Origin of the sequence: Bradyrhizobium liaoningense, assembly GCF_018130785.1 — a bacterium.
GTDB classification, from domain to species: Bacteria; Pseudomonadota; Alphaproteobacteria; order Rhizobiales; family Xanthobacteraceae; genus Bradyrhizobium; species Bradyrhizobium liaoningense_A.
Genome location: NZ_JAFCJT010000034.1, coordinates 45,381 through 57,253, shown reverse-complemented (window position 1 = coordinate 57,253; position 11,873 = coordinate 45,381). Strand labels below are relative to the sequence as shown.

15 protein-coding genes and 1 tRNA gene are annotated in these 11,873 nt (G+C 64.3%); 11 read left to right on the top strand and 5 right to left on the bottom strand.

What is annotated here, in order from left to right; all coding sequences use genetic code 11:
• Window positions 1-42: 42 nt before the first annotated feature.
• The 6 genes from JQ627_RS36070 (at window position 43) to JQ627_RS36045 (ending at window position 4,685) form a co-directional block, all read left to right on the top strand.
• Window positions 43-660, top strand: coding sequence for a hypothetical protein (locus JQ627_RS36070; RefSeq protein WP_212489093.1), 618 nt, complete (start codon window positions 43-45; stop codon window positions 658-660).
• Window positions 647-1,021 (top strand): transcriptional regulator, encoded by a 375-nt coding sequence (locus JQ627_RS36065; protein ID WP_177234870.1) that lies wholly within the window; start codon window positions 647-649, stop codon window positions 1,019-1,021. The genes JQ627_RS36070 and JQ627_RS36065 overlap by 14 nt, the downstream gene beginning before the upstream one ends.
• Window positions 1,022-1,049: 28 nt before the next feature.
• Window positions 1,050-1,790 (top strand): di-trans,poly-cis-decaprenylcistransferase, encoded by a 741-nt coding sequence (locus JQ627_RS36060; RefSeq protein WP_212489092.1) that lies wholly within the window; start codon window positions 1,050-1,052, stop codon window positions 1,788-1,790.
• Window positions 1,791-1,920: 130 nt separating this feature from the next.
• A complete protein-coding gene (bchE, locus tag JQ627_RS36055) occupies window positions 1,921-3,447 on the top strand; it encodes a magnesium-protoporphyrin IX monomethyl ester anaerobic oxidative cyclase (RefSeq protein WP_212489091.1) in 1,527 nt (508 codons plus the stop codon).
• 137 nt (window positions 3,448-3,584) lie between these two features.
• Complete coding sequence (locus tag JQ627_RS36050) at window positions 3,585-4,127, top strand: GNAT family N-acetyltransferase (RefSeq protein WP_212489090.1); 543 nt, start codon at window positions 3,585-3,587, stop codon at window positions 4,125-4,127.
• Between the two features lie 69 nt (window positions 4,128-4,196).
• Window positions 4,197-4,685 (top strand): Crp/Fnr family transcriptional regulator, encoded by a 489-nt coding sequence (locus JQ627_RS36045; protein ID WP_212489089.1) that lies wholly within the window; start codon window positions 4,197-4,199, stop codon window positions 4,683-4,685.
• Here JQ627_RS36045 and JQ627_RS36040 read toward each other — a convergent pair.
• The gene (locus tag JQ627_RS36040; protein WP_212489088.1) at window positions 4,624-5,451 is read right to left on the bottom strand and encodes a metallophosphoesterase; all 828 of its coding nucleotides are present in this window, start codon (window positions 5,449-5,451) and stop codon (window positions 4,624-4,626) included. The genes JQ627_RS36045 and JQ627_RS36040 overlap by 62 nt on opposite strands.
• Window positions 5,452-5,604: 153 nt before the next feature.
• On the opposite strand from JQ627_RS36040, the gene JQ627_RS36035 reads away from it, so the two are divergent.
• The 3 genes from JQ627_RS36035 to JQ627_RS36025 all read left to right on the top strand — a co-directional run bounded on the left by JQ627_RS36035 (window position 5,605) and on the right by JQ627_RS36025 (window position 7,113).
• Window positions 5,605-6,294 carry a DNA-3-methyladenine glycosylase I gene (locus tag JQ627_RS36035; RefSeq protein WP_212489087.1) on the top strand — a complete coding sequence of 230 codons (690 nt, stop codon included), beginning with the start codon at window positions 5,605-5,607 and terminating at the stop codon, window positions 6,292-6,294.
• Window positions 6,295-6,319: 25 nt separating this feature from the next.
• Window positions 6,320-6,613, top strand: coding sequence for a DUF1330 domain-containing protein (locus tag JQ627_RS36030; RefSeq protein ID WP_212489086.1), 294 nt, complete (start codon window positions 6,320-6,322; stop codon window positions 6,611-6,613).
• A gap of 206 nt (window positions 6,614-6,819) precedes the next feature.
• Window positions 6,820-7,113 (top strand): hypothetical protein, encoded by a 294-nt coding sequence (locus tag JQ627_RS36025; RefSeq protein ID WP_212489085.1) that lies wholly within the window; start codon window positions 6,820-6,822, stop codon window positions 7,111-7,113.
• A gap of 57 nt (window positions 7,114-7,170) precedes the next feature.
• On the opposite strand, the gene JQ627_RS36020 is transcribed toward JQ627_RS36025, so the two are convergent.
• Both JQ627_RS36020 and dinB read right to left on the bottom strand, forming a co-directional pair.
• On the bottom strand, window positions 7,171-8,583 hold the full coding sequence (locus tag JQ627_RS36020; protein ID WP_212489084.1) for a sensor histidine kinase: 1,413 nt from the start codon (window positions 8,581-8,583) through the stop codon (window positions 7,171-7,173).
• A gap of 104 nt (window positions 8,584-8,687) precedes the next feature.
• On the bottom strand, window positions 8,688-9,788 hold the full coding sequence (dinB, locus tag JQ627_RS36015; protein WP_212489083.1) for a DNA polymerase IV: 1,101 nt from the start codon (window positions 9,786-9,788) through the stop codon (window positions 8,688-8,690).
• A gap of 43 nt (window positions 9,789-9,831) precedes the next feature.
• Here dinB and JQ627_RS36010 point away from each other — a divergent pair, with 43 nt between their 5' ends.
• The gene (locus JQ627_RS36010) at window positions 9,832-10,275 is read left to right on the top strand and encodes a TspO/MBR family protein (protein WP_212489082.1); all 444 of its coding nucleotides are present in this window, start codon (window positions 9,832-9,834) and stop codon (window positions 10,273-10,275) included.
• Between the two features lie 94 nt (window positions 10,276-10,369).
• On the top strand, window positions 10,370-10,579 hold the full coding sequence (locus JQ627_RS36005; RefSeq protein WP_212489081.1) for a hypothetical protein: 210 nt from the start codon (window positions 10,370-10,372) through the stop codon (window positions 10,577-10,579).
• A gap of 107 nt (window positions 10,580-10,686) precedes the next feature.
• On the opposite strand, the gene JQ627_RS36000 is transcribed toward JQ627_RS36005, so the two are convergent.
• Window positions 10,687-10,763: transfer RNA gene (locus JQ627_RS36000), tRNA-Arg, on the bottom strand.
• A gap of 60 nt (window positions 10,764-10,823) precedes the next feature.
• On the bottom strand, window positions 10,824-11,873 hold the full coding sequence (locus JQ627_RS35995) for a diguanylate cyclase (RefSeq protein WP_212489080.1): 1,050 nt from the start codon (window positions 11,871-11,873) through the stop codon (window positions 10,824-10,826).

The following is an 11,873-nucleotide window of genomic DNA, read 5'->3' as shown; positions in this document are numbered from 1 at the left end:
AGTCCCGGGCAATGGGGGCGGAGCGGGGTTTTGGCGTTGCCAATGCGCGATCTCGACAAGGCACTGGCCGACATCGTGGCGATCCGCAACCAGATCGCGGCGGGCACGGCGTTCCGCGGCTATGGTCCGGCGACGATAGCTGCGACGGGTGCTGTCGCGCTTCTCACCGCAATCCTCCAATTCTGGCTGCTCGGCGATCCCACAGGCGAACCGCTCGCCTTCTTCTTCGGCTGGTTAATGGCCGCGGTGCTCTCCGGCCTGATGATCGGCATCGAGATGCGCGCGCGCTCGCGCCGCCATCACTCGGGCCTGGCCGACGCCATGATCCATCAGGCGGTCGAGCAGTTCCTGCCCGCGGGTGTCGCCGGCGTGCTGCTCGCGGTGGTGATGTGGAAGTTCGCGAGCGAGACGCTGTGGCTGTTGCCCGGCCTGTGGCAGATCCTGGTGTCGCTCGGCATCTTTGCTTCCGTCCGCTCGCTGCCGCGCACCGTCGCGCTCGCCGGCGCCTGGTATTTTATTTCCGGCTTCGCGGTCGTGGTGCTCGCGAGCCAAACCCGCACGCTGTCGCCATGGACCATGGGACTGCCCTTCGTGATCGGGCAGTCGGTGATGGCGGGCATTCTGTATTTCGCGTCCGGAGACCATGATGTCGAAGACTGACAGCGCACCCTTTTCCTATGAAGGGCTCGACCGCGTCATCCACGAGAAGGCGAGGCTCGGGCTTTTGACCTCGCTGATGGCGCATCCGAAGGGCCTGGCGTTCGCCGACCTCAAGCAGCTCTGCGGCCTCACCGACGGCAATCTCAGCCGGCATCTCGCGGTGCTGCAGGAGGCCGGCCTCGTCGAGGTGACCAAAGGCTATGAGGGCAACCGCCCGCACACCACCTGCCGCTTGACCAGGGCCGGCCGCCGCCGCTTCCTCGACTATCTCGCCGTGCTCGAGCGGCTGGTGCGCGACGCTGCCAAGGCCGCTGGCCGCGAGGCGCCGCCGCTTGGCCGTCTCGGTATCGTCTCGACCTGATCCCCCTTTTTTGACTGGAGACTTTGCAATGCAAAGTGACATGACCTCTCGCAACGAGAAGCTTCACGTCGGCATCATCATGGACGGCAACGGGCGGTGGGCGACGCGCCGCGGCCTGTCGCGCGTGCGCGGCCACGAGGCCGGGGTCGAGGCCATCCGGCGCATCGTCGAGGCCGCGCCCAAGCAGGGTATCGGGACGCTGACACTCTACGCCTTCTCCACCGACAATTGGCGCAGGCCGAAAACCGAAGTCGCCGCGCTGATGACATTGCTGCGCTTCTATCTCGCCAACGAGGTGCAGAGCCTCGCCAGGAACGGCGTGCGTCTCACCGTGATCGGCCGTCGCGACCGTCTGCCCGACGGCATCGCCAATGCGATCGCGCGCGCGGAAGACGCCACCGCGCAGGGCAGCACGCTGCACCTGCGCATCGCGGTCGACTATTCCGCGCGCGACGCCATCCTCAACGCCGCAGCGAAGGCGGCGGCGCTGACGAGCCTCACCCGCGAAGCCTTCTCGCAGCTCGTCACCGGCGAGGCCGGCCTTCGCGACGTCGATCTCATCATCCGCACCTCCGGCGAGAAGCGGTTGTCGGACTTCCTGCTCTGGGAAGGCGCCTATGCCGAGCTGCACTTCACCGAGCGGATGTGGCCTGAATTCGATTCGGGCGATCTCGCCGCGGCCCTAGCCTCCTTCCATGGCCGTGAGCGTCGCTTCGGCGGCCTCCAGGCCATCATGCCGGAGGAGGTGCCTTCACTTTCCCGCGCGTGATGCCGAGGCGGAGCAGAGCAAGAGTCTCCGCGGCAGTCACGTGCGATGTCTTCGGGTTCAGTCGGGGGATTGGGCTTCTTCATAGAAGTGGGACGGACGATCACGCCAACCAAAGCGGGAGCGAAAGTCCATGCGTGTTCTTCTCGTCAACGTGCCTCATCCCTCGATCGGCAGCAGGATCCCCGACGATCATCTGCCGCCACTCGGCCTGCTCGCGATCGGCGGTCCGCTGATCGACGACGGTCATACCGTGCGGCTGATCGATGCCGAGTTCGGCCCGATGCCGATCGCGGAAATCATCAGCCAGGCGAACCGCTTCGCGCCGGACGCCGTGCTGTTCGGCCATTCCGGCTCGACCTCCGGACATCCCGTCATCGCGGAGATTGCGCAGGCCCTGGTCAAGGCCAGGCCGCGCATACTGGTCGTCTATGGCGGCGTCTTTCCGACCTATCACTGGCGCGACATCCTGCGTGATGAACCCTATGTCAGCGCGATCGTGCGCGGCGAAGGCGAGGAGACCGCGCGCCGCCTGATGCGCGCGCTGGAATATGGCCACGATCTCGGCGGCATCGCCGGCATCGCGTTTCGCGATGCCACCGGCCCCCGCGCGACGCCGCCGGCGCCCGTCATCGCGGACCTCGATGCCTACCGCGTCGGATGGGAATTGATTGATCACGCGCGCTACAGCTATTGGGGCGGCCTGCGTGCCGTGGTCGTGCAGTTCTCCCGCGGCTGCCCGCATCTGTGCAATTATTGCGGCCAGCGCGGCTTCTGGACACGCTGGCGCCATCGTGATCCCGTTCGCTTCGCCAAGGAGCTAGCGCGCCTGCACCGCGAGCACGGCGTGAAAGTCATCAACTTCGCCGACGAAAACCCGACCGTGTCGAAGAAGGCGTGGCGCGCCTTCCTCGAAGCGCTGATCGCCGAGAATGTCGACCTCATCCTGGTCGGCTCGACCCGCGCCGACGATATCGTGCGCGATGCCGACATCCTGCATCTCTACAAGAAGGCCGGCTGGCAGCGCTTCCTGCTCGGGCTTGAGAACACCGACGAGAAGACGCTGGAGCTGATCCGCAAGGGCGCGACCGCCGCGACCGACCGCGAGGCCATTCGCCTGCTGCGGCAGCATGGCATCCTGTCGATGGCGACCTGGGTGGTCGGGTTCGAGGAGGAGACCGATCGCGATCACTGGCATGGCCTGAAGCAGCTGCTTGCCTACGATCCCGATCAGGTTCAGCTGCTCTACGTCACGCCGCATCGCTGGACGCCGTACTTCCGGCTGGCCGCCGACCGCCGCGTGATCCAGCCCGACCGTCGCCGCTGGGACTACAAGCATCAGGTGCTCGCCACACGTTACATGGCGCCGTGGCGGGTGTTGGTCTGGTTCAAGTTCACGGAAATGGTGTTGCAGTGTCGTCCCAAGGCGATCTGGCGGGTGCTGTTTCAGCGTGACGCGGGATTGCGTCATGCCATGCGCTGGTACACGCAGATGGGCCGCAGGGTCTGGCCGCACGAGATCCTGGAATTCCTGCGGGCGCGTCGGTTGAAATGGGGGCCAACGGTGCGGGAGTTCTGGGGCGCGCCGCAGGACGCCGAGGAGCAGTCGATGACCGCGACGAGGCCTGAACGGCGCGTCGGATCGCGCGAGGCCGCATGAACGCGGCCGGTGTGTGAGGCACGGCACAGGGCAACGAGCTGTTCGTTTCCGGCCGCAAGATTGGCAGCAATGTCCAAGCGGCAATGCGCGGCCTCGGTTAGGTGTGCAACCCGCGCAACCTGCCGAGAGCCCCGCACATGTCGCAGTTATTGCTGGATGCCGTTGTCGAACCAACCGAAGCAAAGGACACAATCTGTATCAGGGCCGCTGATGCATCGGACGTCGAGAGCCTCTCGATCTATTTCACGAGGCTTTCCACGACGACGCGCAACAAGCGCTTCATGGGGGCGCGCGCCGATTTCGCAGTGGTCGCGGCTGAGTGCGTGGCCAAGGTTAGCCATCCCGATCATTTCACCCTGCTCGCCGAGTTCAGGCAGGAAGGGCGGAGCACGATCATCGGCGAAACGCGATACGCCTATGATGCGATCGCACGTCATGGCGATTTCGCCATCTCCGTCGCCGATATCTTTCAGCGTAAAGGCGTGGGCCTGCAGATGATGACAGCGATGGAGAAGCACGCGAGCCATCTCGGTCATGAGATGATCGCGGCCGAGACCGCGCGGGCCAACGCCGAAATGCGTGGCCTTGCGAAGAAGGCCGGCTTCGAGGTGACCGGCCTCGGAGGCTGGCAGTCCGTTCATTTCGCAAAGCGCCTGTCGCGCCAGCCGGACGCGCAGTGATTTGCCGCGTGGCACGGATCGTGCTCTAGTATCGCCCGATGGGTATCCCCAGAGATGGGAGCTTCGGCGATGCGCGCAGTTCTGGATCATTGCACCGGCGGAACGGAGCGGCAGGTTGCGGCCGGCACGTCCGTCGTCACCGAGGGCGGCACCAGCAGCGGTCACCTCTACGTGCTCCTAGAGGGCAAGCTTGAGGTGCTCAAGAGCGATACGGTGGTCGCCATCATCGCCGAGCCCGGTGCCGTGTTCGGCGAGATGTCCGTGCTTCTTGGACTGCCGCATACCGCAACGGTGCGGGCCTGCTCTGATTCGGTCGTCTATGAGTTCGAGGACGCGGCGTCATTCCTCTTGCAGAAACCGGACGTGGCGCTGCTGCTCGCGCGCACGCTGGCGCAGCGGCTCAACGTAGCCAACACCTATTTGGCCGATCTCAAGCGGCAATATGCCGGCCACGGCACGCATCTCGCCATGGTTGGCGAGGTGCTCCAGAGCATGATCAACCTGCCGCCGCTTGATGTCTCGCCAGGCTCGGATCGGCAATCCGATCCAAGGACGTGAGCCAGTCGGGCGGTTCCTCGATATAAGAGGCCGGCCGTTTCAGCGGCGCGTCGAGGTCGATCCACTGCGCCTCGCCCGCCGCGAGCCAGAACGCCCTGCTCGCATCGAGATCCAGCACGATATACGTCGGCGGCCGGCCCGGTTGCAGGCCGGCATTGAACACCCAGGTCTGCCCCAGCCGGTCGAACCACGAGCCATCCGTGATGAAGGGCGACTGATGCACATGGCCCGAGATCACCATCGACGGCTGGTACTGCATGATCCACTGCACCAGCTCGACATCGCCGAAGAAGCGCTTGCCGCCCCAGCTCGTCGGCGAGTTCGCCGGCGGTGCATGGTGCGCCCAGATCCAGCGTTGCGGGCGACTGGCCGCGGCGTCGCGCAACTGCTCGACAATGCGCTGCTTGACCAGCGGGCCGTCCCACCATGGGCACACCGTGAACAGCGTGTCGCCGATGGTGAGACTGTCGCCGTCACAGGCAATACCGAGCTCTCGCACCTCGGAGATCCAGCGCGAGATCTTCTCGCCCTCCGCATTGCGCTCATCGAGGTCGTGATTGCCGGAGCAGAGGATCACGCGGGTCCGCGTCGCGAGCAGCGCGAGGTATTTTTTCACCACTACGATCTGCGCGCGAAAATCCACCATCGAGCCGATGTCGAGCGCATCGCCGGCAAAGATCACGAGGTCGAATTGCGGCGCCGCGCTGACCAGCCAGTCGAGCTGAGGCAGCGAGTAGTGCAGGTCGGCCACGACCAGGCAGCGCATTGAAAATCCATTCGAGATCGAAATGTCCAGGGAATTCCAGGTCGCTACGAAGCAAGAAGCGGACCAGAATGGCCGCGTCTATCGTCAATCGCGGGGGGCTGGACCAGTTTGTCGAATTCTGATGTCGTGGCCTGCCCCCAACGCGGTGTCCGCATGACCTCCTTCAAGACCATTCGTGCCCGCGCCGAGAAGCGCAAGGGCGGCCCCAAGGCGCTCGACAAGCTGATGCCTGACAAGCCCGACCTGAAGGGGTTGGCCAAGCTCGGCGACGATCGCATCCTCGCCGAGATGACCAGGCGGGTGTTTTGCGCAGGCTTCGCCTGGAGCGTGATCGATGCGAAATGGGACGGCTTTGAAGAGGCGTTCCTGGATTTCCAGCCGGCCAAGCTCACCTTCCAGCCCGAGGACTATTGGGAAGGCCTCTTGCGCGACACGCGCATCGTGCGCAACGGCGCCAAGATCATGTCGGTGCGCGACAACGCCAGCTTCGTCCAGGAGATCGCGAAAGAGCACGGCAGCTTCGGCAAGTTTCTGGCGAAATGGCCGCCATCCAACGAGATCGGCCTGCTCGACCTCCTCACCAGGCGCGGCAGCCGCCTGGGTGGCAACACCGGCCAGATGCTGCTGCGCTTCGTCGGCTGGGACGGCTTTGTCACCTCCAAGGACGTCGTCGCCTGCTTGCGCGATGCCGGCCTCGACATCGCCGAAGAGGTCAAGTCCAAGGGCGATCTCGCCAAGGTGCAGGCGCAGTTCAACGCCTGGGCCGAGGAGACGGGTCTGCCCTACACATATCTGTCACGCATCTGCGCGCTGTCGATCGGCGAGGTCAGGAGCGAGCAATAAGTCACGAGAAGCAAGGAGAACAAGAATGGCAAAAGCCTATTGGGTTGCCACCTACCGCGCGATCAGGAATCCCGACGCCATGGCGGCCTACGCCAAACTGTCACGTCCGGCCATCGAGGCCGCCGGTGGACGCGTGCTTGCGCGCGGGATGCCGGTTGCGGCTTTTGAGCATGGTCAGATGGAACGCGTCGTTCTCATTGAGTTCGACAGCGTCGAGCGCGCCAGGGCGGCGTATGAAAGTCCCGCCTACAAGGTCGCTCATGACCTGCTCGGAGACGGCGCCGACCGCGACATCCGGATCGTCGAAGCCGTCGATTAGCGCTGCTGAACGCTGGATCGTGAAGATCGTGTGGCGATCTCGTGCCGTGAGCGCGGCAGGTGCAACGCGCAATCACGAAATACATTTTTCCGGAACATTTGTGTGCAGCACCCGTTCGGGAATTTGAGCCAGGCGAACAGCGGAGCAGGGAACGCCCGTTCTGGCTCACACCCATGAAACCCGACGCGACAGAAACGGAGCAGCCCATGAAGCTCACATCCGAACAGGTGAAGCAGACTGTCAACCAACTCGGCGCCCAGGTGCTGCCCGACGAGCATCCCGCGATGCCTCAGCTCAACAGCATGTTCGGCGAGCACACCTTCTTCGTCGATGAGAGGGGCTTGAAGGTCCTCGAGCCCACGCCGTCACTCAACGCCGAACGCCAGACCGGCGAAGTCGTCAGCCTCGCCGACTGGAGCGACGCCGACCTGACACGCCTGATGGCCCACGAGCCCGAGCCGACCGGCGTGATCGTCGTGTTCGAGCACGTGAGGCATTGATCGGCCCAAGCGGATCGACACTCTCATCGGTGGCGGGTTTGAAAAATCCCGTCACCCTCATGCTTCGACCGGGATCTCGATGGCGATCTGGGTCCCCGGACCTGCCTTGCTCTCAAGTCGCAGGCGCCCGTTAAGCGAGGACGCCACCAGATTGAAAGCGATGTGGAGCCCCAGGCCTGCATTGCCGCTTTCGCGACTCGTTGTGACGAACGGATCGAAGACGTGCGCCTGGAGTCGATCGGGGATCCCGACGCCTTCATCGGCGCAGACGAGGCGGACCGATTTCGGCTCCGGTTGGCTGACTGTGATTGCAAACCTGCCGCCTTTTTTGTCGGGGTAGGCGTGCCCGGCAGCATTCAGAGCAAGATTGCTGATCACCTGGGCAAGCGCTCCGGGGTAGCTGTTGAGCCTGATCCCCGCCGGGCACTTTACGTCGACCGCCAAAGCATGGTGCGACAGCAGCGGACCAAGCTTGGACATCAATTCGGACAACCAATCCCGAAGCTCGAACGTGCGCCGGTCCTCGTCGGCCTGATTGACTGCGACCTGCCTGAAGCTATGCACCATTTCAGATGCCCGGTGCAAATTGTCGAAGGTCAGATCGAGGCCCTGCTTGAGCCGGTCAATTCCCTTGGTCAGATCGGACCGCCGGACCGACGTTCCGCCCAACGCATCCGCCATGGTCTGTAGATCAGTCTGCATGGTGGTCGATGTCGTCAGGGCCAGCCCGAGCGGCGTGCTGACCTCGTGCGCGACACCTGCCACCAATTGCCCGAGCGAGGCGAGCTTTTCCGCCTGCACGAGGTGCTCCTGGGTCGCGCGCAGATCGCGTAGCGATGCCTCCGACCGCTCCTTTTCCCGTTGCAGTGCCTCGGACGTTCGGAACTGCTTCCGCGCGCGATACTCGCGCGCAGCCACGGCGTAGAGCGATAATGCGTAAGCGTTCCCGACAAGGGAATGATTGATGAATCTCAGGCCCGTCGGCAGCGTCGGCGCGAACGTCTCGGCGACGATCAGCGCCACCCACGACAGCGCGCAGAAAATCGCCAGCGAGCCGATCCGCAATGGCAGCATGGTCGAGACGAACAGGATGATCATCATCATCCCGGGCGCGGCAAACGTGAAGCCTGACGGCAGCACAAGATAGATGCTCGGCAGGATGCAGCCGGGAATGACGCAATAGACGAGGAAGATCGTCTCCGCCCACGGCTTCATCCATCGCCGTGACAGCAGCGCGGTCAAAGGCAGCAGCACGAACAGTGCAGTGCCGCCGCGGATGGCGAGCGTGGTCGGAACGACTTCGGGGTAGAGCACCCAATCCCAGATGGTATAGCCGGCATAGGTGGCGGCGCCGAGCAGCATCGCGATCTGCGTCCACCCGAGACTGCCGCGGACGTATTGGTCGACGAACCGCCGCTCCTCGATGCGATCTTCAAAGCGCAATCCCAGGCGTATCAATAGAGCAAGCATTCCAACATCAATCGCGAAAAAGCGTATTGGATGTCTCTACGACAGGTTTGGAGCCGCGTCCCGGATAAAGATGTCGCGTCCGCCGGGGGCTCTTCCAGCCTGGTTCAAATGCCGAAAGTCAGCTGCGGCTCCGGATCGTCCCCGTCCTGGAGGGAAGACAGCGATACCCCCAGCAACCTGACGGAGTTGGGCAGCGGCATCTCGACTTCGAGCAGGCCGCACGCCAGCCGTTCCAGCTCGTCCCGGCCTGCAACCGGCGTTGTGACGGACCTGCTGCGCGTGATGATCTCGAAGTCGGCAAACTTTATCTTCAAGGTGACGGTGCGGCCCCGGTTGCCGGTCGCCTCGCAATGGCGCCAGACCTTGTCGACGAGAGGTCTGAGCTCGGCGACCAGCGCGTCGAATTCGGTGAGGTCGGTCGAGAACGTGTTCTCCGCCCCGATGGACTTGCGGATCCGGTTGGCCCGGACCGGCCGTTCGTCGACACCGCGGGAGATCCAGTAGTAATACGCGCCCGACTTGCCGAAATTCGCATTCATGAACTCCAGCGTCTGGTTGCGGATGTCGAGACCGGTGAACATGCCGAACGCATTCATCTTCGCACTGGTCGCCGGGCCTATCCCGTGGAACTTGCCGACGGGAAGCGCTTCGACGAAGGCGGGCCCCATCTCCGGCGAGATCACGAACTGACCGTTGGGCTTGCGATGGTCGGAGGCGAGCTTGGCCAGAAACTTGTTGTAGGAGATGCCCGCCGAAGCATTGAGGCCCGTCTCGGCTTTGATCTTCTCGCGAATCCGCAGCGCGATGTCCCGCGCCAGCGGGATGCCTTGCAGGTTTTCCGTCACGTCGAGATAGGCTTCGTCGAGCGACAACGGTTCGATGACAGGCGTGTGCTCGGCAAAGATGTCGCGGATCTGCCTGCTGATCGCCTTGTAGACCTCGAAGCGCGGCCTGACGAAGATCAGATCGGGGCACTGTCGCTTCGCGGTCACCGACGGCATGGCCGAGCGAACGCCGAACTTGCGGGCCTCATAGCTGGCGGCCGCGACGACGCCGCGTTCGGCGGAGCCGCCGACTGCGACCGGCTTCCCGCGCAGGTCCGGATTGTCGCGCTGTTCCACGGACGCATAGAAGGCATCCATGTCGATATGGATGATCTTGCGGACGGGCGGGGCCTCGCCGGTCTCCGTGCCGGATTCGCTCATGGAAGGATGATACAATTGCGCAGAGCGAAGCGCGAGGTGATGGATGCTTCAGTTATTGGTCTTCGTCGTCGCTGTGGTCGGCATCGGCTGGTTGATCGGTGCGACCAATCTTCCAGGAGAATGGTATGCGGCCCTTGCCAAGCCGGGTTTCGTGCCGCCGAACTGGGCGTTCCCGGTGGCGTGGACTATCCTTTACATCATGATCGCGGCTGCGGGCTGGCGGACTTTTCGCCGTGAGCCATCGGGTCGAGCGATGCAGGTCTGGGCCGCGCAGCTGGCGCTCAATTTCGTCTGGTCCCCGGTGATGTTCACGATGCACCAGATCGGAGCCGCGCTCGTCATACTCATTTGCCTGTTCGTCGCGATCGTGACCTACATCAGTCTCGAGATGTCACGGGACAGGCTGGCCGCCGCGTTGTTCGTGCCTTACGCAGCCTGGGTCGCCTTTGCCAGCATGCTCAATGCGGCCATCTGGCGCTTGAATTGAGGCGATCTGTCCAAGGTTCATCAAAGAGCAATCTCAGGCTTGTGAGTGGCGAGCCTAGGCGCGCGTTCCTATATGGGAGCGCGGAGGACAGCCAATGCAATACAGCTCCGAGCTCATTCGGACCATGCGCCAGGCCCTCGAGACCGTGATGGCGAGCGTGCCGGCCCATCAGTCGGTGTTCGGTCTGAAAGCGGCCGTAGCCGAATGCATCCTGAAGGCTGCCGCGCACGGCCAGACGTCATACGACGGTCTGGTGACGTCCGCCTCCGACCAGATCCAGTCGATCATCTCGATGCTGACGTGAGCGCGTGCTCCGGGTCGAGCAGACGTCTCGCGTTAGTGCACGCGAGGCACTAACCGTTGGCGGCCGCGCGCCGGGCAGGAGTTGATTGGGAAAACTGCGCCACAGGATGGCGCACCCGACACGATTCGAACGTGTGACCTTTGCCTTCGGAGGGCAACGCTCTATCCAGCTGAGCTACGGGTGCTAGTCGAGGTTCATTTAGCCGATTGGCGGGGGGCGGGCAACCGCTTCTCGCCGGGAGATTTCATGCCGATTTGCGGGCGGCGCGGCCAGGAACCGGCTCCCGGCCGAGGCCTGCGAATTCGGCGAGCGCGCGTTCGGCGCAGATGACGCGGTTGCGGCTGAGCCGTTTGGCGGCATAGAGCGCCTCGTCGGCCGCGCCCAGCAGGCGGTCGGGATTGCCGTCGGCCTCGCCGGGGATATGGCTGGCGACGCCGACGCGGAGGGTGACGTGGTCGCCGGCGCCCTCGGCGCCGTGCGCGATCCCCAAGGCCATCACGGCACGGCGGATCTCCTCGGCGCTGGCGCAGGCGGCATCGCAATCCATGTCCGGCAGGATCAGCGCGAACTCTTCCCCGCCATAGCGGCTGGCGAGGTCGAGCGGGCGCAGGGCGTGGCGGCTGACGACATCCGCGACCGCGCGCAGGCATTCGTCGCCGCTCTGGTGGCCATGCCGGTCGTTGAACAGCTTGAAATGGTCGACGTCGACGAACAGCAGCGCCATCGGCTTCTGCGTCCGCTGGGCGCGGGCCCATTCGCTCATCAGCATCTGGTCGAAGGAGCGGCGGTTCGACAGGCCGGTCAGCCCGTCCCTGGTCGCGAGCTCCTTGAGCGCCGTCTCGGCGCGCTTCTGATCGGTGAGGTCGCGCAGCGTCTCCACCACGGCGATCAGATGGCCGGCCTCGTCGTGGATGGGGCCGGCGTCGATCGCGAGATAGAGCTGGCTGCCGAGCTTGGGCATCACGCACCAGTTCTCCGCGGAAAAGCCGAGCCCGTTGTGGCCGCGTGCGGCATATTCCGAATAAAACTCCGGGAGCTGCTCGGGACGGTCGAGCGCGACCAGGTCGGCGAGGCAAGGGCGCCTGGTCTCGTAGAAGGCCTGCCAGTGCTTCGTCGTGCCGATCACCTCCGAGGCGGGGACGCCGGTCAGCCGCTCGCAGGCTCTGTTCCAGATCACGACGCGGCGCCTGGGGTCGATCACGAAGGTCGGCACCACCAGATGCTGCATCAGCCGCACGGCATAGGAATCCGCGACGTCGACGGCTTTCGCTGACGCTTTCCTGGGCTTCGCCAT

What these genes read in the sequence shown, in the direction of transcription:
- JQ627_RS36040 (WP_212489088.1), bottom strand. Translation starts at nt 5,451, where the DNA reads ATGCGCTGCCTGGTCGTGGCCGACCTGCACTACTCGCTGCCTCAGCTC.
- JQ627_RS36020 (WP_212489084.1), bottom strand. Translation starts at nt 8,583, where the DNA reads ATGCTTGCTCTATTGATACGCCTGGGATTGCGCTTTGAAGATCGCATC.
- JQ627_RS36060 (WP_212489092.1), top strand. Translation starts at nt 1,050, where the DNA reads ATGCAAAGTGACATGACCTCTCGCAACGAGAAGCTTCACGTCGGCATC.
- JQ627_RS36010 (WP_212489082.1), top strand. Translation starts at nt 9,832, where the DNA reads ATGCTTCAGTTATTGGTCTTCGTCGTCGCTGTGGTCGGCATCGGCTGG.
- JQ627_RS36025 (WP_212489085.1), top strand. Translation starts at nt 6,820, where the DNA reads ATGAAGCTCACATCCGAACAGGTGAAGCAGACTGTCAACCAACTCGGC.
- dinB (WP_212489083.1), bottom strand. Translation starts at nt 9,788, where the DNA reads ATGAGCGAATCCGGCACGGAGACCGGCGAGGCCCCGCCCGTCCGCAAG.
- JQ627_RS36045 (WP_212489089.1), top strand. Translation starts at nt 4,197, where the DNA reads ATGCGCGCAGTTCTGGATCATTGCACCGGCGGAACGGAGCGGCAGGTT.
- JQ627_RS36070 (WP_212489093.1), top strand. Translation starts at nt 43, where the DNA reads ATGCGCGATCTCGACAAGGCACTGGCCGACATCGTGGCGATCCGCAAC.
- JQ627_RS36005 (WP_212489081.1), top strand. Translation starts at nt 10,370, where the DNA reads ATGCAATACAGCTCCGAGCTCATTCGGACCATGCGCCAGGCCCTCGAG.
- JQ627_RS36030 (WP_212489086.1), top strand. Translation starts at nt 6,320, where the DNA reads ATGGCAAAAGCCTATTGGGTTGCCACCTACCGCGCGATCAGGAATCCC.
- bchE (WP_212489091.1), top strand. Translation starts at nt 1,921, where the DNA reads ATGCGTGTTCTTCTCGTCAACGTGCCTCATCCCTCGATCGGCAGCAGG.
- JQ627_RS36065 (WP_177234870.1), top strand. Translation starts at nt 647, where the DNA reads ATGTCGAAGACTGACAGCGCACCCTTTTCCTATGAAGGGCTCGACCGC.
- JQ627_RS36035 (WP_212489087.1), top strand. Translation starts at nt 5,605, where the DNA reads ATGACCTCCTTCAAGACCATTCGTGCCCGCGCCGAGAAGCGCAAGGGC.
- JQ627_RS36050 (WP_212489090.1), top strand. Translation starts at nt 3,585, where the DNA reads ATGTCGCAGTTATTGCTGGATGCCGTTGTCGAACCAACCGAAGCAAAG.
- JQ627_RS35995 (WP_212489080.1), bottom strand. Translation starts at nt 11,873, where the DNA reads ATGGCGAAGCCCAGGAAAGCGTCAGCGAAAGCCGTCGACGTCGCGGAT.